Annotated in this window: 17 protein-coding genes and 1 pseudogene; 12 read left to right on the forward strand and 6 right to left on the reverse strand. The window is 61.0% G+C overall.

The genetic code is table 11. The features are described from left to right. Window positions 1–249 precede the first annotated feature (249 nt). From AC19YQ_RS20390 to AC19YQ_RS20440, 11 genes are all read left to right on the forward strand, one after another. Window positions 250–606: a hypothetical protein gene (locus tag AC19YQ_RS20390; RefSeq protein ID WP_133078378.1), complete on the forward strand. Its 357-nt coding sequence runs from the start codon at window positions 250–252 to the stop codon at window positions 604–606. Window positions 607–735: 129 nt separating this feature from the next. Next, window positions 736–1,482 (forward strand): amidohydrolase family protein, encoded by a 747-nt coding sequence (locus AC19YQ_RS20395; protein WP_500595803.1) that lies wholly within the window; start codon window positions 736–738, stop codon window positions 1,480–1,482. 366 nt (window positions 1,483–1,848) lie between these two features. After that, a complete protein-coding gene (locus AC19YQ_RS20400; RefSeq protein ID WP_016780594.1) occupies window positions 1,849–2,808 on the forward strand; it encodes an AAA family ATPase in 960 nt (319 codons plus the stop codon). A gap of 3 nt (window positions 2,809–2,811) precedes the next feature. After that, on the forward strand, window positions 2,812–3,756 hold the full coding sequence (locus AC19YQ_RS20405) for a DUF58 domain-containing protein (protein WP_095023509.1): 945 nt from the start codon (window positions 2,812–2,814) through the stop codon (window positions 3,754–3,756). After that, the gene (locus AC19YQ_RS20410) at window positions 3,753–4,247 is read left to right on the forward strand and encodes a DUF4381 domain-containing protein (protein ID WP_095023508.1); all 495 of its coding nucleotides are present in this window, start codon (window positions 3,753–3,755) and stop codon (window positions 4,245–4,247) included. The genes AC19YQ_RS20405 and AC19YQ_RS20410 overlap by 4 nt, the downstream gene beginning before the upstream one ends. Beyond that, window positions 4,240–5,316, forward strand: a complete 1,077-nt coding sequence (locus tag AC19YQ_RS20415; RefSeq protein WP_133078376.1) for a vWA domain-containing protein — start codon at window positions 4,240–4,242, stop codon at window positions 5,314–5,316. The genes AC19YQ_RS20410 and AC19YQ_RS20415 overlap by 8 nt, the downstream gene beginning before the upstream one ends. Beyond that, on the forward strand, window positions 5,313–7,046 hold the full coding sequence (locus tag AC19YQ_RS20420; protein ID WP_500595804.1) for a VWA domain-containing protein: 1,734 nt from the start codon (window positions 5,313–5,315) through the stop codon (window positions 7,044–7,046). The genes AC19YQ_RS20415 and AC19YQ_RS20420 overlap by 4 nt, the downstream gene beginning before the upstream one ends. Beyond that, window positions 7,043–8,677 carry a BatD family protein gene (locus AC19YQ_RS20425; RefSeq protein WP_095023505.1) on the forward strand — a complete coding sequence of 545 codons (1,635 nt, stop codon included), beginning with the start codon at window positions 7,043–7,045 and terminating at the stop codon, window positions 8,675–8,677. The genes AC19YQ_RS20420 and AC19YQ_RS20425 overlap by 4 nt, the downstream gene beginning before the upstream one ends. A 66-nt stretch (window positions 8,678–8,743) precedes the next feature. Next, window positions 8,744–9,985 (forward strand): exonuclease SbcCD subunit D C-terminal domain-containing protein, encoded by a 1,242-nt coding sequence (locus tag AC19YQ_RS20430; RefSeq protein ID WP_500595805.1) that lies wholly within the window; start codon window positions 8,744–8,746, stop codon window positions 9,983–9,985. After that, window positions 9,982–13,623 carry an AAA family ATPase gene (locus AC19YQ_RS20435; protein ID WP_500595806.1) on the forward strand — a complete coding sequence of 1,214 codons (3,642 nt, stop codon included), beginning with the start codon at window positions 9,982–9,984 and terminating at the stop codon, window positions 13,621–13,623. The genes AC19YQ_RS20430 and AC19YQ_RS20435 overlap by 4 nt, the downstream gene beginning before the upstream one ends. Next, window positions 13,620–14,207: a glutathione S-transferase gene (locus AC19YQ_RS20440; protein WP_500595807.1), complete on the forward strand. Its 588-nt coding sequence runs from the start codon at window positions 13,620–13,622 to the stop codon at window positions 14,205–14,207. Before AC19YQ_RS20435 ends, AC19YQ_RS20440 begins: the two co-directional genes overlap by 4 nt. A gap of 112 nt (window positions 14,208–14,319) precedes the next feature. On the opposite strand, the gene AC19YQ_RS20445 is transcribed toward AC19YQ_RS20440, so the two are convergent. The 4 genes from AC19YQ_RS20445 to AC19YQ_RS20460 form a co-directional block, all read right to left on the reverse strand. Next, window positions 14,320–14,493 carry a hypothetical protein gene (locus AC19YQ_RS20445; RefSeq protein ID WP_500595808.1) on the reverse strand — a complete coding sequence of 58 codons (174 nt, stop codon included), beginning with the start codon at window positions 14,491–14,493 and terminating at the stop codon, window positions 14,320–14,322. A gap of 141 nt (window positions 14,494–14,634) precedes the next feature. Then, window positions 14,635–15,807, reverse strand: coding sequence for a lactonase family protein (locus AC19YQ_RS20450; RefSeq protein WP_500595809.1), 1,173 nt, complete (start codon window positions 15,805–15,807; stop codon window positions 14,635–14,637). Beyond that, window positions 15,797–16,096: a DUF5629 family protein gene (locus tag AC19YQ_RS20455; RefSeq protein ID WP_095023500.1), complete on the reverse strand. Its 300-nt coding sequence runs from the start codon at window positions 16,094–16,096 to the stop codon at window positions 15,797–15,799. The genes AC19YQ_RS20450 and AC19YQ_RS20455 overlap by 11 nt, the downstream gene beginning before the upstream one ends. Before the next feature lie 105 nt (window positions 16,097–16,201). After that, window positions 16,202–17,305, reverse strand: a complete 1,104-nt coding sequence (locus tag AC19YQ_RS20460) for a hemagglutinin repeat-containing protein (RefSeq protein ID WP_500595810.1) — start codon at window positions 17,303–17,305, stop codon at window positions 16,202–16,204. 32 nt (window positions 17,306–17,337) lie between these two features. On the opposite strand from AC19YQ_RS20460, the pseudogene AC19YQ_RS20465 reads away from it, so the two are divergent. Then, window positions 17,338–18,030: pseudogene (locus AC19YQ_RS20465) on the forward strand (aminotransferase-like domain-containing protein); the annotation flags it as partial. 150 nt (window positions 18,031–18,180) lie between these two features. Here the strand turns inward: AC19YQ_RS20465 and AC19YQ_RS20470 are convergent. Both AC19YQ_RS20470 and AC19YQ_RS20475 read right to left on the reverse strand, forming a co-directional pair. Further along, a complete protein-coding gene (locus AC19YQ_RS20470) occupies window positions 18,181–19,971 on the reverse strand; it encodes a putative bifunctional diguanylate cyclase/phosphodiesterase (RefSeq protein WP_500595811.1) in 1,791 nt (596 codons plus the stop codon). A 329-nt stretch (window positions 19,972–20,300) separates the two neighbouring features. Continuing rightward, window positions 20,301–22,496, reverse strand: a complete 2,196-nt coding sequence (locus AC19YQ_RS20475) for an OsmC domain/YcaO domain-containing protein (RefSeq protein ID WP_500595812.1) — start codon at window positions 22,494–22,496, stop codon at window positions 20,301–20,303. Window positions 22,497–22,936: the final 440 nt, after the last annotated feature.

Raw genomic sequence — 22,936 nt, forward strand, 5'->3', positions numbered from 1 at the left:
AGCCGCACAACCTGCTTACGGTGCGGCGACATATTCGGTCATCGGGACGCAACCTCACGTGCTGTCAGGGAATAACCCTAGCATTCACAAGCGAAAAACCTTCATAGAAGCACCGTACTTTCTCTAGTCAGTCTCAGAAATAACTGACCATTTGCCCTGTTGCGCCATTCCCGCATGCACAAATCGGTTGAGACTGGCAAAATCCGCCCCTGTTCGACTTGCCCGCGCCCAGAGCGCCAGGAACCCCCCATGCAAATGACCACCGACCACCTGCTTGCCAACCCGTGCGACGACGAAGAAGACAACATGGCCATGCTGTGTTGCCACACTGACAGCGGCGAAATGTTCCTGATGACCCGCTACCCCGACGAAGACGAGCTGGAAATCACCCTTGAGGACGAGCCTTCGACACTGGACGGCATCAAGGTCACCTTGAGCCCTACCCGCCTGCTGATCGAAATCGGCGCGGGCGATACAGACGTGCTCAAGGGCGACGACCACCTGGAAATCCGCCACAACACGGCAGCCGCAGACCTGGCAGAAGTCGAAGAAACCTTGCAGAACATCCTCAAGGGCACCGGCACCTACGTCAGCGAGCTGGGCTAACCCCTGTAGGAGCGGGCTTGCTCGCGATGCAGGCGCCACGGTTCTTCTGCTGAACCACAGTGATGCAATCGCGGGCAAGCCCGGCTCCCACGGCTTCCCCTCCACTTCAGACGCAAAGGTATCAACCGGATGCCCCCGATCTTCGACGCCCACTGCCACATCATCGACGGCGCTTACCCGCTAGTGCCCAACAACGGCTACCTGCCTGATTTCTTCAGTGTCCATGACTACCTGTCACGGGCAGAACCGCTGGGCATCGTCGGCGGGGCAGTGGTTTCGGGGTCCTTTCAGGGGTTTGATCAGACTTACCTGATCGCTGCGCTAAAGCGTTTAGGCCCAGGCTTTGTGGGCGTCACCCAGCTTGCAGCCAGCGTTACTGACGAGCAGCTGCACACCTTGCACCAGCACGGCGTGCGCGCCCTGCGCTTCAACCTCAAGCGCGGCGGATCAGAACAGCTCGACCAGCTCGAATTCCTGGCCAGGCGGGTACATGAGCAAGTCGGCTGGCACTCGGAGCTGTATATCGATTCTCGCGAGTTGTCCGGCATTGAAGCCCGGCTGCGCCGATTGCCAGCACTGAGCATCGATCATCTGGGATTGAGCCGCGAAGGGCTGCCCTGCCTGCTTCGCCTTGCCGAGCTGGGTGTACGCATCAAGGCCTGCGGATTTGGCCGGGTTGATTTTGATGTCCCACCCGTGTTGCAACAGATACACAGTGCCAACCCCAACGCCCTGATGTTTGGCACCGACCTGCCCTCAACCCGGGCACCTCGGGCGTTTGCAGACAGCGACATTGCCTTGCTGATCGACGCACTGGGCGAAGACGGCGCCCGGCGAGCCCTGTGGCACAACGCCCGGGCATTTTATGGGTTGTAGCCGTTGCGACCGCTTCGCGATCGATCGCAGCCTCGCGGAGCTCGTCAGCGACTACAGTTTCGTCGCCTACCCCGCACCGTAGTCGCTGACGAGTAGAACGAGGCTGCGTCAGGTTTGGTGCGCCACTGCGACGAAGCAGTCGTAAACCGGCCACCATGGTTCATCAGGCAAACCGCGCGCACCCCGTTTTATCTTCCATCCACCCACCCAGATGCGCACCATTCTCAACAACATCGTACTTTTCCGAATTTTCCTACAAAAAGCCCCACCGCCATTAGTCCGCAGCGCCCTCAATGGATTAAAGTAACGCCCCCAGCCCCGGTGTAATTCTTGCGCCGCCGGTGTCCTTTTCAGGAACAGTCATCGATGGAACATCGTGAAGCGCTGCTTGCGCTGCGAACCTTTCTCTCAACGCAGATCCTCGGTCAGGAAAAGTTGATCGATCGCCTGCTGATCGCGTTGCTCGCAGACGGCCACATGCTCGTCGAAGGCGCACCGGGTCTGGCCAAGACCAAGGCCATCAAAGAACTGGCCGAGGGCATTGAAGCGCAGTTCCATCGTATCCAGTTCACCCCCGACCTGCTGCCAGCCGATATCACCGGCACCGAAATCTATCGCCCCGAAACCGGCAGCTTCGTGTTTCAACAAGGGCCGATTTTTCACAACCTGGTGCTGGCGGATGAAATCAACCGGGCGCCGGCCAAGGTGCAGTCGGCCTTGCTTGAAGCCATGGCCGAGCGCCAGGTCAGCGTCGGGCGCAGCACCTACGAGTTGTCGCCGCTGTTTCTGGTCATGGCCACGCAAAACCCCATCGAGCAGGAAGGCACTTACCCGCTGCCCGAAGCCCAGCTCGACCGTTTTCTGATGCACGTCAAAATCGGCTTTCCGGACGCTGCCGTCGAACGCCGCATCCTGCAACAGGCCCGTGGCGAAGCCCTCAACGGCGAAACCAAGCCCGAGCGCCGGGTCAGCCAGCAGGCCATTTTTGCTGCGCGCAAGGAAATCCTCGGCCTGTACATGGCCGATGCGGTGGAGGAATACCTCGTACAACTGGTGATGGCGACCCGTACCCCCGGCAAGTTCGACCCCGAAATGGCGGAATGGATTGCCTACGGCGCCAGCCCCCGTGGCTCGATCGCGCTGGATCGCTGTGCTCGGGCCCACGCTTGGCTGGCCGGACGCGACTTCGTCAGCCCCGAAGACATTCAGGCCGTGCTGTTTGACGTGCTGCGCCATCGCATCATCCTGTCATTCGAAGCCGAGGCCGCCGGTATCGACCAGGACCGCGTGGTACAGCGCATCCTCGACGTCGTTGCCGTTGCCTGACCGATGAACAACCCCCTGCCCGCCGAACCCGGTATCCGCGTCACGCTCGCCGAACTGATCGAGATGCGCCATCGGGTACGCGAAGTGCAATTGTTCTCCTCCCCCAGCCAGCGCAGCCCGCTGGTGGGGTTGCATCACTCAAAATTGCGCGGACGCGGGGTCGACTTCGATCAGGTGCGGGTCTACCAGGCCGGGGACGACGTGCGCACCATCGACTGGCGCGTGACAGCACGCACCCAGGAACCGCACACCAAAATGTTCCATGAGGAACGCGAGCGGCCGATCTTTATCCTGGCCGAACAAAGCCGACGGCTGTTTTTCGGCTCGGGGCTGATGTTCAAGTCGGTGCTCGCCGCCCAGGCTGCCAGCCTGATCGGCTGGGCCGCACTGGGTCACAACGACCGCGTCGGCGGGCTGGTGTTTGGCGATCACGAACATTACGAAATCAAACCCCGGCGCAGCAAGCAAAGCCTGCTGCAATTGCTCAACCGGCTGGTGCGGGTCAATCAGTCACTGCACACCGACGTGCAATCGGACCGCGATGCCCTGGGCATGGCGCTGATCCGCGCCCGTGAAGTGCTGCGCCCCGGCAGCCTGGTGATCGTGATCTGTGATGAGCGGGGCCTCACCGACGCTGCCGAGCAGCAATTGAGCCTGCTATCACGCCATTGCGACCTGATCCTGCTGCCGCTGTCCGACCCGCTGGATCACGCCCTTCCCGCTGCCGGGCTGTTGCGTTTTGCCGAGCGTGGCGCCCAGCTGGAACTCGACACCCTCAATTATGATTTGCGCCAGGCCTACCGTGCCCAGGCCGAGGCCCGGATTGCCCGCTGGGAACTGCTGGCGCAAAAGCTGCGGGTTTTGCTCATGCCCCTGAGCACCCAAAGTGAAATGGTCGAACAACTGCGCGAATACCTGAACGCCAAGCGTCCCGGCAAAACCTCATGAAAGAACTCGAACAGCTGCAACCCCTGATCACGCCCCCGGCGATTGGCTTCTGGCCGCCAGCGCCGGGCTGGTGGTTGCTGCTCATCATACTGCCCGCGCTGGGCTGGGGACTGTGGTGGTTGCGCCGCTACCTGCCCGCCAAACGCCAGCCGGGCCGTACCGAGCAACCCCTGGACCCGGTGCGCCTGGCCGCCCTTGAAGAACTGGCGCGTTTTCCAAAACCTTACGACGGCGCGCCCGCCGGTGCCTGGCTGCAACAGCTCAACGGCCTGCTCAAGCGCCTGTGCCGCAACCACTACCCCTACAGCCAAAGTCACACACTCAATGGTCGCAAGTGGCTGGCGTTCCTCGACAACCGTTGCCCGGCTGCCGGGTTGACGCGCTGGATGGTACTGGTCGAAGGCGCCTACAAGCCCGAGTGCAAGCTCGACGACAAAGCAATCGCCGGACTCAATCAAGCGGTTGAAACCTGGATTCGCAAACATGTTTGAGTTTGCCTGGCCGTGGCTCTTCGCCCTGCTGCCCCTGCCCTGGCTGATGCGCCTGGTACTGCCGGCCGCCGACAGCGGTGAGGCTGCGCTACAGATCAGCTTTCTGGGCGATCTCGAAGAACTGGCCCGGCGCAAGGCGCGAGCCACCCTGCCTTCGTGGCGCCAGCAAACCCCCTATGTGCTGCTCTGGCTGTTGCTGTTGACCGCCGCCGCCCGCCCGCAATGGCTGGGTGAGCCGCTGCCCATTGCCGCCAGTGGCCGCGACCTGCTGGTTGCGGTGGATGTCTCGGGCTCGATGGACTACCCGGATATGCAATGGCAAGGCGAAGACGTCAGCCGTCTGGATCTGGTTAAAAGCCTGCTCGGCGACTTTCTGGAAAAACGTGAGGGTGATCGCGTGGGGCTGATCCTGTTCGGCAGCCAGGCCTACCTGCAAGCGCCCCTGACTTTCGACCGGCGCACTGTGCGCACCTGGCTCGACGAAGCGCGCATCGGCATCGCGGGCAAGAACACCGCCATCGGTGACGCGATTGGCCTGGCCCTCAAACGCTTGCGCCAGCGTCCTGCACAAAGCCGGGTGCTGATCCTGATCACCGACGGGGCCAACAATGGCGGCCAGATCGACCCGCTCACCGCCGCCCGCCTTGCCGCCGAGGAAGGCGTTAAAATCTACCCCATCGGGATTGGCGCCGACCCGGAAGAAAGCAGCAGCAAAGGCATGTTCACCATCAACCCCGGAGTGGACCTTGATGAACCGGCGCTTGAAGAGATCGCCAAAGTCACTGGCGGCCAGTACTTCCGTGCCCGAGACGGCGGTGAACTGTCAGCCATCAAGGACACCCTCGACCAACTTGAACCCGTGGCCCAGCAACCCACCCAGGCACGCCCGGCACAGGCACTCTACAGCTGGCCATTGGCGGCAGCCCTGCTGCTGAGCGTGCTGCTGGTGATCCGCGAGCTGTGGCCCAACAACCCTGTACAACGCTGGCTGAGCAAGGAGCATTTTTTGCAGCAACATCCTGACTGGCGCGCACGGCTCAAACGCCTGCGTCTGCGCAGGCGCCGATGAGCGCGCTCTGGCCCCACTGGTTTCGCCCCGAATGGCTGCTTGTCCTGCCGCTGCTCGGCTGGCTGCTATGGAAACGCTGGCACCGTGAAAAACGCGCAGGCCGCTGGCAGATGATCCTGCCGGTGGCGTTTCATCGCGTATTGCTCAGTGGCGGTAATGGCCGTAACAGCAAGCTGCCCTGGATTGCCCTGGGCCTAGGCTGGCTGCTGGCTGTACTGGCGTTGCTGGGGTCCAGTTGGCAAAGGGTTGAGCAGTCCACGCAAAAGCCCGCCGACCCGCTGGTCGTCATGCTGGAACTGACCCCCAGCATGCTCGCCACCGACAGTTCGCCCAACCGGCTGGAGCAGGCGCGACGCAAGATCTATGACCTGCTGCAAAACCGTACCGATGCGCAAACTGCCGTGATCGTCTACGCCGGCAGTGCCCACACGCTGGTGCCGCTGTCCGATGACCTGGCCACCAGCCGCAACCTGCTTGAAGCCCTCAAGCCGTCGATCATGCCGCAACCGGGCCATCGTGCCGATCTTGCGGTCACCAAGGCCCTTGAGCTGCTCGATCAGGGCTCGCTGGGTGAGGGTCGCCTGCTGTTGATCACCTCATCGCTTAGCGACCAGGAACGCAGCGGCATCCGCCAGGCCCTGAATGGTCATGCCCCGCAACTGCTGATACTCGGCGTAGGCAGTCGCGAAGGCGCCCCCGTGGTCGACGAAAGCGGGCAGTTTCTCAAGGACGATCAGGGCGCCATTCTCCTGCCGCGCCTGGACAGCCCAAGCCTGCGGGCATTTGCCCTGGATGTGGACGGACGCTATCGCCAGGCACGCCTGGATGACAACGACTTGCGCGGCCTGGGCCTGCTCGACGGCCCAGCGCATCTGCGCGATGACGGCCAGACCCTGCATCTGGACGCCTGGTCTGACCAGGGTTACTGGCTGCTGCTCCCGCTTCTGTTGCTGGTGGCCTGTGCCGGACGGCGTGGCTGGCTGTTCTGCCTGCCCTTGCTGTTCATGCTGGCACCCCAGCCCGGCTACGCCATGAGCTTTACCGACCTCTGGTTGCGCCCCGACCAACAAGGCATACGCCTGCTGCAGCAAAAAAAACCATTGCAGGCACTCGAGCACTTCAGCGATCCGCTCTGGCAAGGCGTGGCGCTGTACCAGGCGGGCGACTACGCCGGTGCAGCCCTGCGTTTTGCCGAGGTCAACAGCGCCAGCGCGCACTATAATCGCGGCAATGCACTGGCCATGAATGACGAGCTGGAAGCCGCCATCGATGCCTATGAACAGGCACTCGAGCTGCAACCCGAGCTTCAGGTCGCCGCGCAAAACAAAGCCCTCGTCGAGCAAATACTGGAACAACAGCGCGCTGAGGCCCAGGCAAAGGCCGAACAGACACCCGAGCCGCCACCTGCGCCAGCCGAATCGCAAAACCCGCTGAGCACCAGTGCCCAGGGCGCGTCCAGCACCACGGGGCAAAATGAGGACAACAACTCGGCCGCCACCCCCACCACCGAAGCGCCCCCGGACGAGCCGCTCAACCCCGGCGCCGAAGCCGACGGTCAGCCCGGTGACGAGCAGACCACGCGCCCGCCCGTACCGGCTGCCAACCAGACCGGCGAAGAGCAGCGCCAGGCACTGGAACAATGGCTCAGACAGATTCCCGACAACCCCAGCGAATTGTTGCGACGCAAATTCTGGTACGAACAGCAGCAACATCAGGACACGCCTAAATGAACCGCCTCTGCGTTTTGCTTCTTTTGCTGTGTTGCTGGACCCTGCCGGCCCATGCCGGTGGCCTAGTTGCCAGCGTTGACCGGGACCAGCTCAGCTCCGGTGAAACCGTCGAGCTGACACTGGAGTCCACCGACGTCACCCAGTTTGGCAAGCCCGACCTGACACCACTGGACAACGGGTTTGAAGTGCGCGGCACGCGCCAGGTCAACCAACTGACCAGTCTCAGTGATGACAACAAAGCCACTACCCGCTGGATCATCACCCTGCAACCCAAACAAACCGGCACCGTGACGATCCCGGCACTGCAAGTCGGTGAATACCACAGCCAGCCGATCAACCTGACCGTGACCCAGAGCGTGGCCAGCGACAACGAACTGGCCCCGGTCTTTATCGAAGTCAGTCTGGACCAGCCCAGCGTCTACGTTCAGGCCCAGGCCCTGCTGACCCTGCGCGTCTACCACTCCGTTGCGCTCTACGACGACAGCAGCCTGACCCCGTTGCACATTGACGACGCCATCGTCGAGCAACTGGGCGAGTCGCGCACCTATGAAAAGTTGATCAATGGCGTGCGCCACGGCGTGATCGAGCGCCGCTACGGAATCTACCCCCAGCGCAGCGGCGAACTGCTGATTCCGGCACAAACTTTCAGTGCCACCCAGGTCGACAGCCAGCAATCCACGGCCCCCGCTCCCCTTGGGCCCAAGCCTGGAAAGCTGCTGCACGTGACCTCCACCGAGATCCCGCTGACCGTCCTGCCCAAGCCCGAGACCTATCCACCCAATGCCCCGTGGTTGCCGGCCCGAAGCCTGAGCATGAGCGAAACCTGGAACCCCGAGCCTGACCATACGCTGGTGGGTGACTCCCTGACCCGAACCCTCACCCTCAAGGCTGAAGGCCTGTCCAGCGCCCAGTTGCCGCCCCTGCCCGCCACTGACGTCAACGGCTTGCGGCGCTACCCGGACTTGCCGCAGTTGAGCAATCAAGTCACCGAGAACGGCCTGATCGGCAGCCGTGAAGAGCGCGAGGCGCTGGTGCCGACACGGGTTGGCCAGATCGAATTGCCCGCCGTCGAAGTGGTCTGGTGGAACACCCACGAAGACCATCTGGAGCGGACCTACCTGCCCGCCCGCACCCTGCTGGCAGCAGCCAACCCCAACCTTGCCGTGGACACGCCTGTCAGCGGTGCCGTGGCAGCCATGAGCGAAGAATCGTCGCTGTGGATCTGGCAGCTCAGCACCCTGTTTCTGGCCTGCACCACCCTGGCGAGCCTGGGCTTGTGGTGGCGTGCCCGCTGGCAGCCTGCAATCTTGCGTGCAGCGCAAACCGGGCCCAGCCCGCGCACCCTGCTCGACGACCTTAAACGCGCTTGCCTGGCCAACGACCCCCACGCCACACGCCAGGCACTCGATGCCTGGGCGCGGCAACAACCCGAAACCCTGGCCGACATGGCCGCGCGTTTCGTGTTGCTGTCCGATGCCCTCGATGGCCTCAACGGCGCGCTGTACAGCGAAACCGGCCAGTACTGGCAAGGCGAAGAGCTGTGGAAGGCCATTCGCAGCATTCCGGCTACCGAGCGCGAGCAAGACGCCGCCAGCGAGCCAAGCAGCCTGCCGCCGCTCTACCCCAAATAAATTTCCAGGCAACCCGAGGACCGCCCGAGCGAGCGGGTTGCCAACCCCTTTAAAACGGATTCTGTTATGCGCCTGTTTCACACCTCCGACTGGCACCTGGGGCAAAACCTCCACGGCCAGGACCGCGACTTCGAACACGCCTGTTTTCTTGCCTGGCTACTGACACAGCTCAGTGAACAGCAGCCGGACGTGCTGCTGATTGCCGGTGATATCTTTGACACCGTCAACCCGCCGGTAAAAGCCCAGGAACGGCTCTACGACTTTATCGTCAGCGCCCATGAGCAACAGCCGAAACTGACCATCGTGATGATTGCCGGCAACCACGACTCCGGCTCGCGCATCGAACTGCCCGCGCCCTTGATGCGTCGTTTACGCACCCATGCACTGGGGCGCGTGCTGTGGCTCGACGATGGCCAGCTCGACGCCGAACGCCTGCTGATCCCCTTGCCCGATGCCAGCGGTGAAACCGCTGCCTGGTGCCTGGCGCTGCCCTTTCTGCGCCCTGCAGAAGTCACCGGAGCGCACCTGGGTGATGACTACCTGCGCGGCATCGGCCAGGTCCACGAGTGGCTGATTGAAGCCGCCAACGCCAAGCGCACGCCAGGTCAGGCCCTGATTGCCATCAGCCACGCCCACATGGCGGGCGGTTCGGTGTCCGAAGACTCCGAGCGCAGCCTGATTATCGGCAACGCCGAAGCCCTGCCCGCCAGCCTGTTCGGGCCGAGCATCAGCTACGTTGCCCTGGGCCATTTGCACAAGCCACAACGGGTCAACGGCGAGGAGCGGATCCGCTACTGCGGCTCACCGATTCCGTTGTCATTCTCTGAAATCGGCTATCAACACCAGATTCTCGACGTGACACTGGAGGGCGAAACACTGGTCAGCGTCGAGCCGCGACTGATCCCGCGCGCGGTCAATCTGCAACGCATTGGCCCACTGCCCCTGGCTGACATCCTCACCCAACTGGCCGACCTGCCGGACACCGACCTGCTGGCCGATACCCAGCGCCAGCCGTGGCTCGAAGTGCGGGTCAAGCTCGACGAACCGCAGCCCGATTTGCGCCAGCAAATAGAAACCGCACTGCAGGGTAAATCCGTGCGTCTGGTGCGCATCTCGGCCGACTATGCCGGCAGCGGCAGCCGTGCCTCGGACGACGACGCGCGCCTGATCGAACTGGACCAACTGACACCCCAGGAACTGTTCAGCCGAGCCTGGCAAGACAACTACGGCAGTGAAGCCGACGAACAAACCCTCAAGGACTTTGCCGTGCTGCTGCAAGAAGTTCAGCTGGAAGGTGAACAGCCATGAAAATCCTCGCCATTCGCCTGAAAAACCTCGCCTCACTGGCCGGGCCCTTTGAGCTGGATTTCACCGCCGAGCCCCTGGCCAGTGCCGGGTTGTTTGCGATCACCGGCCCCACCGGCGCCGGCAAAAGCACCCTGCTCGACGCCCTGTGCCTGGCCCTGTTTGGGGCTGTGCCGCGACTCAACAACACGGGGCGCGATGCAAAAGTGCCGGATGCCGATGGCGAAATTGCCACCGGCGACCCGCGCACATTGCTGCGCCGTGGCACCGGTGAAGGCTATGCCGAAGTCGATTTTGTCGGCATCGACGGCCGCCGCTACCGCGCCCGCTGGGAAGCCAACCGTGCTCGCGAAAAAGCCACCGGCAAGTTGCAAGCCAGTCGCCAAAGCCTGCGCGACCTGGACAACGATCAACTGCTGGCGAGCCAGAAAGGCGATTACAAAGTCCAGCTGGAAGCGCGACTGGGGCTCAATTTCGAGCAATTCACCCGTGCCGTGATGCTGGCCCAAAGTGAGTTCAGCGCCTTTCTCAAGGCCGATGACAACGAGCGCAGCGAACTGCTGGAAAAGCTCACCAACACCGCGCTCTACACCCGCCTGGGCAAGCGCGCATTCGACAAGGCCAAAGAGGCTAGGGACGCGCACAAGCAACTGCAGGACCAGGCTGTTGGTGTGACGCCCCTTGAGCCCCAGGCCCGTGCCGAACTGGATCAACAGTTCAACGACGCGCAGCAGCAGCTAAAGAACCAGCAAGGCCAGCTCAAGCAACTGGAGCTGCAACACACCTGGCTCAAAACCCTGGGCGAACTGCAAGAACAGCAACTCAGTGCTGCGGAGCAATTACAGCAAGCGCAAACCCTGTGGGACAGCCAGGCCACCCAGCGCCAGACCCTGCACCTGCTCGAACAACTGGCGCCACAACGTCATCAGTTTGCCCGCTTGGCCGAGCTGGAGGGGCAACTGAGCCCATTGGCCGGGCACATCAACGCCCATCTTGCTCAACAGGCCGAACTGGGCCAGCGCCAGACCCGCCTTGAAGCAGAGCTGCAAACCGCCCGCCTGGCTGCAACCCAGGCCCAGGCCCTTCAGCGCGAATGCGCGCCCCAGGTGCAGCAGGCCCTTCTGGAGCAGGCCAACCTTAACCGCCTGACCCAGGCCCTCAACACCCAACAAACCCTCCAGCAGCAGGCCGAACAGGCATGCGTCGAAGGGCAACTGGCGCTCAACACGCTGCTTGAGCGCCAGCAACAAGGCGCTGAGCGTCTTGTACTCATCGCCACCCAGCTCGAACACAGCAATGCCCTCGCACCACTGGCCAGCGCCTGGGACGCCTATCGCCCAAGGCTTCAGCAACTGGTGCGGTTGAGCAATAACCTGAGCACCGGCCGCAAGGAACTGCCGGGGCTTGAACAGCGGGCCCTGCAGGCCACGCAGGAACTGACCGGGTTGCGCGACAGCCTGGAAATTTTGTTCCAGGAAGCCGGCGCAGAACCCCACGCGGTCAACGAGCAAATCCAGACCCTGGGCAGCCTGCTGCAAGACAACCGTCAGCAACAGCGGGCCTTTGAAGACCTGCAGCGCCTGTGCAGCAGTCAGCAGACGCTCGATAGCCGCCTGCACGAACTGCAACTCAAACAACAGGAGGTGCAGCAGGAGCGCGAGCGCCTGAGCCAGCAAGGCATCAAGGCCAAAGCCGACCTTGAAGTGGCTGAGCAAACCTTGCAGGTCACCCGCCAACTGCTGGAGCGTCAGCGCGTGGCCCGTAGCGCCAGCGTCGAGGAACTGCGCGGGCAGTTGCAGGATGACCAGCCCTGCCCGGTGTGCGGCAGCGCCGAGCATCCGTATCATCAGCCTGAAACCTTGCTGCACAGCCTGTCCCGCCATGATGAGCAGGAAGAAGCCAGTGCCCGCGCCGTAGTCGACGGGCTCAAGGAAACCCTCGCCCAGCTGCGGGAAAAAGTCGGTGGCCTGATCGCCCAGCAAAAAGAATTTTTGCTCCAGCAAGAGCGCATCCACCAAGAACAGCAAGCCCTCGCCCCGAGCCTTGAAGCGCATCCGCTCCACGAGCAATGGCTGGCACAGGACCCGGCCAAGCGTGAGCAATGGCTGACCCTGCGCCTGAATCAGTTGCAGCACAGCATCACCCAGGACGAACAGCGCCAGAACGCCCTGCTCGCCTTGCAAAAAGAAGCGGCCCACTTGCAGCAGCAAGTCCAGCGCTGCACCGAAGCCAGCCAGCTCGCCACCCAGCAACTGGCTGAGCAGCAATTGCACCTCAATGCCGACACTCAGCGCCTTGAGGATGAACTCGGCGAGTTTGCCAGCGTGCTGGCCCCGGCCACCCTCGACGCCCTGCGCGAAAACCCGTCCGCCTGCTTCATGGCCCTCGACCAGCAAGTGGCTGATCGTGTGGCCCAACTCGATCAGCAACGGGACGAACAGGCGGAGCAGGCTGAAAGAGCGAGCAGCATCGAGCGCGAGCAGTATCAGCAGGCCAATCGCAGCAAGGAACTGGACACCTTGCAGCGCAGCGTCAAGGCTCTGGGCGAGCAGCAACAGGCCAGCCAGCACAGCCTCAAACAATGGCTGGGTGACTTCAGCAGCGCCGAGCAGTGGCAGCAAAGCCTCGAGCATGCCGTCGAACGGGCCCGCACGGCCCAGACCCAGGCCGAACAAGCCCTGCAAGCTACCGCCAACCAGCTGCTCCAGCTCGCGACCGAGCTCAAGTCCGAGCAAGAGCGCCTGCACGCCCTGCAGCAAGAACACGACACCCTCAACGCCCAGCTCGCGCAATGGCGGGCACAGCACAGCGAGGTTGATGACAGTCGCCTGCAACACTTGCTGGCCCATGACGAAGCACAGGTACGCGAACTGCGCCTGCACCTGCAGAACAGCGAAAAAGCCGTCGAGCAAGCCCGGGTATTGCTGCAAGAACGCGAACAACGCCTGGCCCAACACCAGGCCCATGCCAATGGCAACCTGGACAGCGAGTCACTCAACATCGCCCTTGAGGCGTTGCACGCACAACTGGCTGTCAGTGAGCAGCAATGTGCCGAACTACGTGCCCGGCAGAGCGAGGATCAACGTCGTCAACAGGACAATCAGGCATTGGCTAAACGCATTGCACTGGCCTATGACGAATGGCAGCGCTGGGCACGCCTCAGTGATCTGATCGGTTCCGGCAGTGGCGACAAGTTCCGCAAAATCGCCCAGGCCTACAACCTCGACCTGTTGGTCCATCACGCCAACGCGCAGTTGCGCCAACTGGTCCGCCGTTATCGCCTCAAGCGCGGTGGCAGCATGCTCGGCCTGCTGGTGATGGACACCGAGATGGGCGACGAACTGCGCTCGGTGCATTCACTCTCCGGCGGTGAAACCTTCCTGGTGTCGCTGGCATTGGCCCTGGGCCTGGCCTCGATGGCCTCCAGCACATTGAAAATCGAATCACTGTTCATCGATGAAGGTTTTGGCAGCCTCGATCCCGAGTCCCTGCAACTGGCGATGGATGCACTGGACGGCCTGCAAGCCCAGGGGCGCAAGGTGGGGGTCATCTCCCACGTGCAGGAGATGCACGAACGCATCCCGGTCCAGATCCAGGTAAAACGTCAAGGCAACGGTTTGAGCACCGTGGAGGTTAAATGACCGGGCATGTGCTGTATTCATTCCGCCGCTGCCCCTACGCCATGCGTGCGCGCATGGCCCTGCGCTACAGCGGCGTGCCATTGTCGATTGTGGAGGTCAGCCTGAAAGCCAAACCGGCCGAAATGCTCGCTTCCTCACCCAAGGGTACGGTGCCAGTGCTGGTGTGTGCCGATGGCAGTGTGATCGAGCAAAGCCTGGACATCATGCACTGGGCGCTGGCCCGGCATGATCCGGATAGCTGGTTGCAGCCGGGCTGCGCGGCATTGATCGAAGAAAACGACACCCGCTTCAAGGTGCTGCTGGACCGCTACAAATACGCCATTCGCTACCCTGAGCACCCGATGGAGTATTACCGGGCGCAAGGGGCAGAGTTTTTGCAGCGGCTGGAAGACCTGCTTGCGCGCTCGGCATACTTGGCCGGGCCAGCGTTGGGCCTGGCGGATGTAGCCCTGGCGCCGTTTGTGCGCCAGTTTGCTCATGTGGACCGCGACTGGTTTGAGCAAGCGCCCTACCCGCGCCTGAATGCCTGGCTGGAGCAGTTTTTGGCATCGGAACTGTTCAGTTCGGTGATGAAAAAGCCCTGATGACTCCATGGTGGGAGCGGGCTTGCTCGCGATACAGGCACCCCGGTGGTTCAGATACACCCCGTTGCCTTTATCGCGAGCAAGCCCGCTCCCACAGGAAAACAGGTGCCGCTCAGCTTCGGGTTTTATGATCCAGGGCCGCATAGAAATTGGCGCTTTGTTGCAGGTATTTTTGGGTGTAGGCCACGGATTTCTTGTCGCTGACCAGGGTGGTTGCGCTGGCAGGCAGGGCCACGGTGGCGGAGATGGCGCAAGCGGAAATCACGGAGAAAAGATTGAAATTCATGACGATAACCCTCGACGATTCAGTTGGCGTGCTTGCCTGTTAAGGCCGTGAAACCAACTTAACGCCAAGGGTCATCCTGAAGAAATTCATTGCAGCACTAGCATCTATCAGCGGGATTGATGGACAGCTGCACGCCTTTGATTACGGGCGGTTGATAAATTTCAGATCGGACGGTGCATCCATTGTCAGGGTTTGTACGGTCTTGCCCAGCGTGCCTGTTTCAGGGTCGCGCTCCAGTACCACGATGGCATTGCTCATCTGGTTGGCGATCAACAAAAACTTGCCGTTGGGGCTCAGGGCAAACTCACGCGGGTGATCGCCATCCACCGAGCGACGCTGGATTTCAGTCAACTCGCCATTGCCCGGATTGATTGCAAACACCAGGATTTCATTGGCCTTGCCACGGTTGCTGACGTACAGGAACTTGCCGTCCTGTGAGGCATGCAATGCACCGGCTGTGCGGTTTTGCGCGGGCATGCCGTGGGCCAGTTCCAGTGCCTGACGCTGCTTGAGTCGACCATTGTCATAGTCGAATACAAACACCTGGGCACTCATTTCAGTGGTCAGGTAAGCGTGTTTGCCGTCACCGGAAAACAGCAGGTGACGTGGCCCGCTACCTGCCGGCAGCGCTACAAAAGCCGGGTCGGCGGCCACCAGCGGATGATCCGGATTGGCTCCCGGTTCGTACCGGTAGACAAACACCTTGTCTGCACCCAGATCACTGGCGTAGACGAACTTGCCGTCCGGGGAGGACACCGCCGAGTGCACGTGGGCGGACATCTGGCGCTCAGGATTGACCCGGCTGGCAGGATGACTGCTCATCTGGGTCACGGGTTGCAACTGACCTTCAGCATTGATCGGCAATACGGCAAGGCTGCCGCCAGGGTCGGCATGCACGCCGTAGTTGGCCACAAACAGATAGCGCCCATCCGCACTCAGGCTGGAATGGGTAGGCTCTTCACCCAGGGTCTTGACCTGGTTGATGAGGGTCAGCTCATTGGTTTTCGGGTCGATGGCAACGCTGCTGGCGCGACCGACGACATCGCTCTGGCCCTTGCCGTTTTCATTGACCACGAACAGACGGGTCTGGTCTTTGGACAAGGTCAGCCACGAAGGGTTGGCGGCCTTGAACACTTGCAGCGGCTCAGGGGTGATACGCCCTTTGGCGCTGTCAAACTGCAACCGATAGATCCCCTGGCTTTTGCCCTGAGTGTAGGAGCCAACCAGCAACTCGACTTCATCCCGGGAATCGGCCTGGGCCGACATTGCACCCACGCTCAGAGCCATCAACACAGGTAAGGTTTTAAACTTCATCTTCAACCTCGACTTCATCGTCATCGTTGTTTGCACTCAAGGCGCTGAGGCAAACCAGACGGTGTTCACCGGAGTCGCCAACGAGGGTCCAGCTTTGCAGGGTGTCGTCAAAGACGCTGGCGTCGATCTGTTCAAGGGTGAACTTCCAGCGCTTTTCGGCTCGCCCGTCCATGCATTTGATGAGCAACTGCACATCGTCCAGAGAAAAATCCCAGGCATGCAGCCCGTCAATCACCAACATGTCGCTGGTTTCAAGGGCTGCGCGCAAGGTCTGGTTTGAATCGCTCATTAATCATTCACCTGTTGGAAAGGCGTAATGATAGGTCAAATCAGCGGTGCAACCCATCACCGTGACACGTGATTGCTCGGTTGTGGACGCACCGGGCCCCTGACTTTAGTTTATGGCCTGGTCAATGTTGCCCTGTAACGACTGGCGCTCTTTGTTTTCAACCTTCAACAGATCACCGCCAACCGTGGCACCAGAGAGCCGCAGCCGTTCCTGCCCACGGAACGTCGCGACATGGGCCTCGCTGGCTGGCGAGTTGTCGGGCTGGTAGTCAAACTTCAGGCTGCCCCCAGGGGTCAGGTTGGTGCCCTCCGCGGTTTCCAGTGCCAACGAACCGCTGGCACTCAGCCCCATGGCGCTCTGGCTGCGGGTGTCAGTGGGTTGCTCCAGCGCCAGTTTGCCACCGGCATTGAGGTTGACTGAGCCCGCACCACCGTCGAAGTCGCCGGCTTCATAGCGGGCATCGCCTTGAGTGGCGATGCTCACCCCCTTGGCCCCGGCATAGCGGCCTACTTGGGCCGTACTGGCAGTCTCCTGCGCCCGGTTGAACTCGCCCGAGCCGTTGACGCGCACATTCACATCTTCCCCGGTCTTGGTGTAGACGCGTACGCCAACCTTGGCCGCCACGCCCTGCTCGCTGCGGCTGTGGATGTCGACAGCGGCGCTGGCGTCATGGTTTCCCGCATGGATATTCAAGGCACCGTCGGTTGCACGGTATTGGGTGCCTTCATCCTGCAACTTGCCATCAACATTGACCTGTACCGTGGCGCCACTGAGCGGGCTGACCAGCGCCGTACTGTCCTGCTGCGCCTGCGTCTTGTTGTGATACCCCACCTGCCCGTCGAGCCCCACGCTGGCCAGTTCCACGCCATCCATTAAAGCGGACTGGGGCATCGTGCCCTTGACCAAACCTTTGACGACTTTTTCCAGCGGATTGCTGAGGCCACTGATCTCGGCACTCACCCCCAGCCTGGCCTGCCAGCCGGTCTCGGTGTGGGAGCTGGACTCGCTGTTGTGTGCCGCCCGGTTGTCCATCTGGCCTGCATTGACCTGCAACCCTGAGCCGGCAACGATCCGGGAGCCCTCATTGACCAAGGTATTGTCAGCCTGCACCTGCACATTGCCGGTGGCTGTCACGTTGCTGGTTTTGGCCGTGGTCCGGTTGGCGTTGTCCTTACTGTCCTGGCGGACAAACTCCAGGCCACTGCCCACCTTGCCCAGACTTGCACTCCAGACGATGCCGCCAGGCGGCCGTCGTCACACCCACCCATCAAAGCCCCTTGTGCGTATCGCTATCGCTGTCCCGCAGGCTGGAGCTGCTGGCCTGGGCCAGCCGGCAACAGGCATGGATCATCGAGGACGATTACGACGGCGAATACCGCTACGTCAGCCGCCCGCTGCCCGCACTCAAAAGCCTGGACCGTGATGGACGGGTGCTCTACAGCGGCACGTTCAGCAAAGTGCTGTTTCCGGGGCTGCGCCTGGCTTATGTGGTGGTACCCCAAGCCCAGGTTGAATGCTTTCAACAGGCCAGCCAGACCTTTCGCAGCGGTTGCCCGGAACTGATTCAGGCCATCGTCGCGACGTTCATGACTGAAGGCCATTTCGCCCGGCATATCCAGCGCATGCGCAAGCTTTATAGCGAGCGCAGGGCGTTTACCATGATCGGGCTACAAAAAGTGCTGGGGACTCGCGTGCGCATTGATGCCAACCCGGGGGGCATGCACCTGATCCTGCGCCTTGAAGGCCAGCAGCCGGATTGGCAACTGGTGGAGCGCATGCGCCAGGACGGGCTCTTTGCCGAAGCGCTGAGCGAGTGGAGCCTGCAGGGGGAAAAACCTTCGGGTCTGCTGCTGGGGTTTGCCAACATCGCGTCCCAGGCCAGTGCTGAAATACTGGGCGAGCGGATCCTGGCGCTGCTCAAGCCTGCCGGTTAGAACCTGTGGAAACAGAGGCTAAACGCGGTGATGCCATCGCGAGCAAGCCCGCTCCCACACTGTTGTGTGAACACCTTAGTCCTGTGAGAGCTGGCTTGCCTGCGATACAGGCGCCACTCTTCAACGATCGGAACCCGAGCCGTCTCAACATCAAATAAAACAGCGCGGTTCGCGCAAAAGCGCTTCCAGCTCCACCGACGGCAGAGGTCTGCAAAAGAGATAACCCTGCACCTGATTGCAACCGTTTTTCGTCAAGAACTCAAGTTGCTCACGGGTCTCCACACCTTCAGCGATGACTTGCAGGCCAAGGCTGTGAGCCAGCTCGATAATCGTACGCGCAATGGCAGCATCCTGAGGGCTGAAGGTGACTTCACGGATAAACGCGATATCGATTTTGAGCGTGTCGATGGGGAAACGGCTCAGGTACGCAAGGCTCGAATAACCGGTGCCAAAGTCGTCGATGGAGATTTTCACGCCGATGTCCCTCAGTGTCAGCAAACTGCTGACAGTATGGGGCGTGTTCTCCATCAGCGAGCCCTCGGTCAGCTCCACCTCAAGCAAATGGGGGTCGAGCTGATGGGCCTTGAGGGAGCGCTCGATATCATTGACCAGATCGCCTTCGCAAATCTGTTGCGCCGACACATTCACTGCCACTTGCAGCGCCCCCAGGCCTGAGCGCTGCCATTGGGCAATCTGGCTGCACACGCGGTCGATCACCCACTGGCCCACCCGGGATATCAGCCCGAGGGTTTCCAGCAGCGGCACGAAAACCGCCGGAGAAACAGCGGCATGCCCCGGCCGGTGCCAGCGCAACAGTGCTTCCACACCGCAGATCCGACCGTCTGCCAGGCCTATCTTCGGCTGGTAATACACCTCGAACGCCTGCTTGTGAACCGCATCGCGCAATGCGGTTTCAAGCTCCTGGCGAGCCATGACCTCGACGTTCATTTGTGCCGTATAAAAACGGTAAGTGTCTTTGCCCGCCTGCTTGGCAAGCCCCATGGCCGTATTTGCATGCTTGATCAGGCGGTGCGCCTCGGCGCCATCGTCCGGGTACAGGGCAATCCCGTAACTGGCCGTCATCGGTGTGTCATGGCCATGCAGCTTGAACGGATCACGCAGCACCTCGCGCATACGGTCAACCATCTGCCTGGGGCCTGCCTGGCCTTTGCGGATCATCAGGATCAGCGCAAGTTCGTCGCCATCCATCCGTCCCAGGGTGTCACTGACATTGAGGCAATTGGACAATCGCTGGCTGAACTCTGCCAGCACCTTGTCCCCCATCAAATGGCCCCAGGTCAGATTGATGTTCTTGAAGTCGTTCAGGCCGATCGTGACCACCGCCAGCTGCCAACCCCGCAACGCAGCCTGGGTCAGCCCCATCTGCAGGGTGGTGTAGAACAGGTCGCGATTGGGCAAGCCGGTCAGCGGGTCGTAATTGGCCATTTTCAGCAGCCGCTCATCGGTCCCCATCGCAGAGCGAAAACGCTCCAGGTCGCTGGTGCGTTTTTCCAGCTGCTGCTCAAGCATCAGGGTATGCACCGCCCGATGGTCGCCAAACGCCTTGAGCCGCAGCAGATTGCGCACCCGCAACCACAGTTCGTCACTGGCGACCGGCTTGCACAGAAAGTCCTCGGCACCCGCCTCAAGCCCCAGAAGACGGGCGCTCTGCTCGCCCTGGCCCGACAGCATGATGATGGGGATATTGGCCGTAGATGCATTCGCCTTGAGTCGACGGGCCACCTGATAGCCGTCAATACCGGGCATCGTGGCGTCGAGCAGGATCAAGTCCGGAGGCTGTTGAGCGACCGTGGCCAGGGCCTGTTCACCCGAGCCGGCAGTCAGCGTGCGATAACCCTGTTCTTGCAACAAGGCTTCGAGCAGTGAGCGGATCTGAACGTCATCATCAACGATCAGGAGTGTGGCAGGTATGTTGGACATGGAAAGCGCTCAAATAAGGGGCCGCCAAGGCAATTTCAAGCCTGATCTGCAGGGAAATCCACTTAGCGTCTGATACCCGTATAGAGGAGCAGTTAAGCACCGATACGGGTGCTTCACCACGACAGCCAGAAACAAAAAAGCACCCGAAGGTGCTTTTGCTTGTCAGTCCAGCGGTGAAACTTTACCCCTGTGGGAGCGGGCTTGCTCGCGATGCAAGCGACACGGTCAGACAGTCACACCGTGCCGTTCCAATCGCGAGCAACCCCGCTCCCACAGCACTCATTGACTGACGGGCATTACCCGGTCGAGGTGCTTTTTGGCCAACGCCATCAACCCTGGGTCCTGGCCCGCGCCGTGTGTAGCTTCTTGTAGCTCTCGATCAGGCGCAGATGCTTGTCCAGCCCTTCTAGCTTCATGCTGGTTGGCGTCAAGCCATGGAAGCGCACGGTGCTCTCCACCGACCCGATCGCGGCATCCATCCGATCGTTGCCAAACATGCGACGAAAGTTGGCTTCGTAGTCTTCCAGCTCCAGGTCTTCGTCCAGCTTCATTTCCAGCACAGCATTCACGGCCTGGTAGAACAAGCCGCGCTCTACCGTGTTGTCGTTGTACTGCAGGAACATTTCCACCGCTTCCTTCGCCTCTTCATATTGCTCCAGGGCGAGATAGATCAGCAGCTTCAACTCCAGGATCGTCAACTGGCCCCAGGCGGTGTTGTCGTCAAACTCGATGCCGATCAAGGTAGTGATATCGGTGTAATCATCCAGCTCGCTTTCCACCAGACGCTCAACCAGGCCTTTAAGCTCGTCCAGATCCAGGCGATGCAGATTCAGGATATCGGCACGGAAGAACAGCGCCTTGTTGGTGTTATCCCAGATCAGGTCGTCGGCCGGATAGATTTCCGAATAGTCCGGCACCAGGATACGGCAGGCCTTGGCGCCGAGATGCTCATAGACCGCCATGTACACTTGCTTGCCCATGCCTTCGAGAATCCCGAACAGGGTTGCGGCCTCTTCGCTATTGGCGTTTTCACCCTGGCTTGTGAAGTCCCACTCAACGAATTCGTAATCGGATTTCGAGCTGAAGAAGCGCCACGACACCACACCGCTGGAGTCGATAAAGTGCTCGACGAAGTTATTGGGCTCAGTCACCGCGTGACCTTCAAAGGTCGGCTGAGGCAAATCGTTGAGGCCTTCGAAACTGCGGCCTTGCAACAACTCCGTCAGACTGCGCTCCAGCGCCACTTCCAGGCTCGGGTGTGCACCGAATGAAGCGAACACGCCACCAGTGCGTGGATTCATCAGGGTGACGCACATCACCGGGAACTCACCGCCCAGGGACGCATCCTTGACCAGCACCGGGAACCCCTGCTCTTCCAGCGCCTGGATACCGGCCACGATTCCCGGGTACTTGGCCAACACGTCTTGCGGCACATCCGGCAGGGCGAATTCGCCCTCGATGATTTCGCGTTTGACCGCACGCTCAAAAATCTCCGACAGACACTGCACCTGGGCTTCGGCCAAGGTATTGCCTGCGCTCATGCCATTGCTCAAAAACAGGTTTTCGATCAGGTTGGACGGGAAATACACCACCTCACTGTCCGACTGGCGCACGAACGGCAGCGAGCAGATACCGCGCTCCTCATTGCCGGAGTTGGTATCGATCAGGTGGGAGCCGCGCAACTCGCCCTCGCGGTTGTAAACCTTCAGGCAGTGGGCATCGAGAATCTCGGGCGGCAGCTCATCCTTGCGCCCTGGCTTGAACCAGCGTTCTTCGGGGTAATGTACAAACTCGGCATTGGCGATCTCTTCGCCCCAGAACTGATCGTTGTAGAAGAAGTTGCAGTTGAGCCGCTCGATAAACTCGCCCAATGCCGACGCCAGGGCGCCTTCCTTGGTCGCACCCTTGCCGTTGGTGAAGCACATCGGCGATTGCGCATCACGGATATGCAGCGACCACACATTCGGCACGATATTGCGCCACGACGCGATCTCAATCTTCATGCCCAGGCCAGCCAGAATGCCGGACATATTGGCAATGGTCTGCTCCAGTGGCAGATCCTTGCCGGCAATATAAGTACCCGCCTCGGAACCGCTTGAAGGCATCAGCAGCGCCTGAGCGTCGGCGTCGAGGTTTTCCACCTCTTCAATAACAAACTCGGGCCCGGCTTGCACCACCTTCTTCACGGTGCAGCGATCGATGGAGCGCAGGATGCCCTGACGGTCCTTCTCCGAGATATCCGCAGGCAACTCGACCTGAATCTTGAAAATCTGGTTGTAGCGGTTTTCGGGGTCAACAATGTTGTTCTGCGAGAGGCGGATATTCTCGGTAGGAATATTGCGGGTCGCGCAGTACAACTTAACGAAGTAAGCCGCGCACAACGCCGACGAAGCGAGGAAGTAATCAAACGGACCAGGAGCCGAACCATCGCCCTTGTAACGGATAGGCTGATCGGCAACCACGGTGAAGTCATCGAACTTGGCTTCAAGTCGGAGGTTGTCGAGAAAGTTGACCTTGATTTCCATGCGGGATTACCAGAATAAGCAGACAAATAATTGGCGGCCATTATCCGGTTTTTCAGCGTGAAGTCTTGTGCTTTTGCGCGGCGCCCGCTGGCCGGCGCCAAGCGGACTCTGGGCAAAAACCGTAGCCGCTGACGATCAGCGCGAGGCTGCCTCAGGCTTCATGCGCCGCAGCAGCCGAATGAGCCGATCCGAGACTCCGGATACACAGGATCACGAGGCGCAACCCTCTGCGCAGTAACTCAGACGCCCCTAAAACAACCAAGTAAGCGAAAACAACAAACAAGCACTTATATAAGAACTCACTTAATCACCAGGCGGTTGCAGGAGCTGAGTGCAACACGGTTATTGAATTGAAGCCGGAGCATCATGCCGCATAGCCAAGGCTTCCTGCATCACCTCTCCCATGACTTCGATCGGGCATTTGAAATCGAAGCGCTTAC

It is taken from the genome of Pseudomonas sp. MF06569 (genome assembly GCF_059862735.1).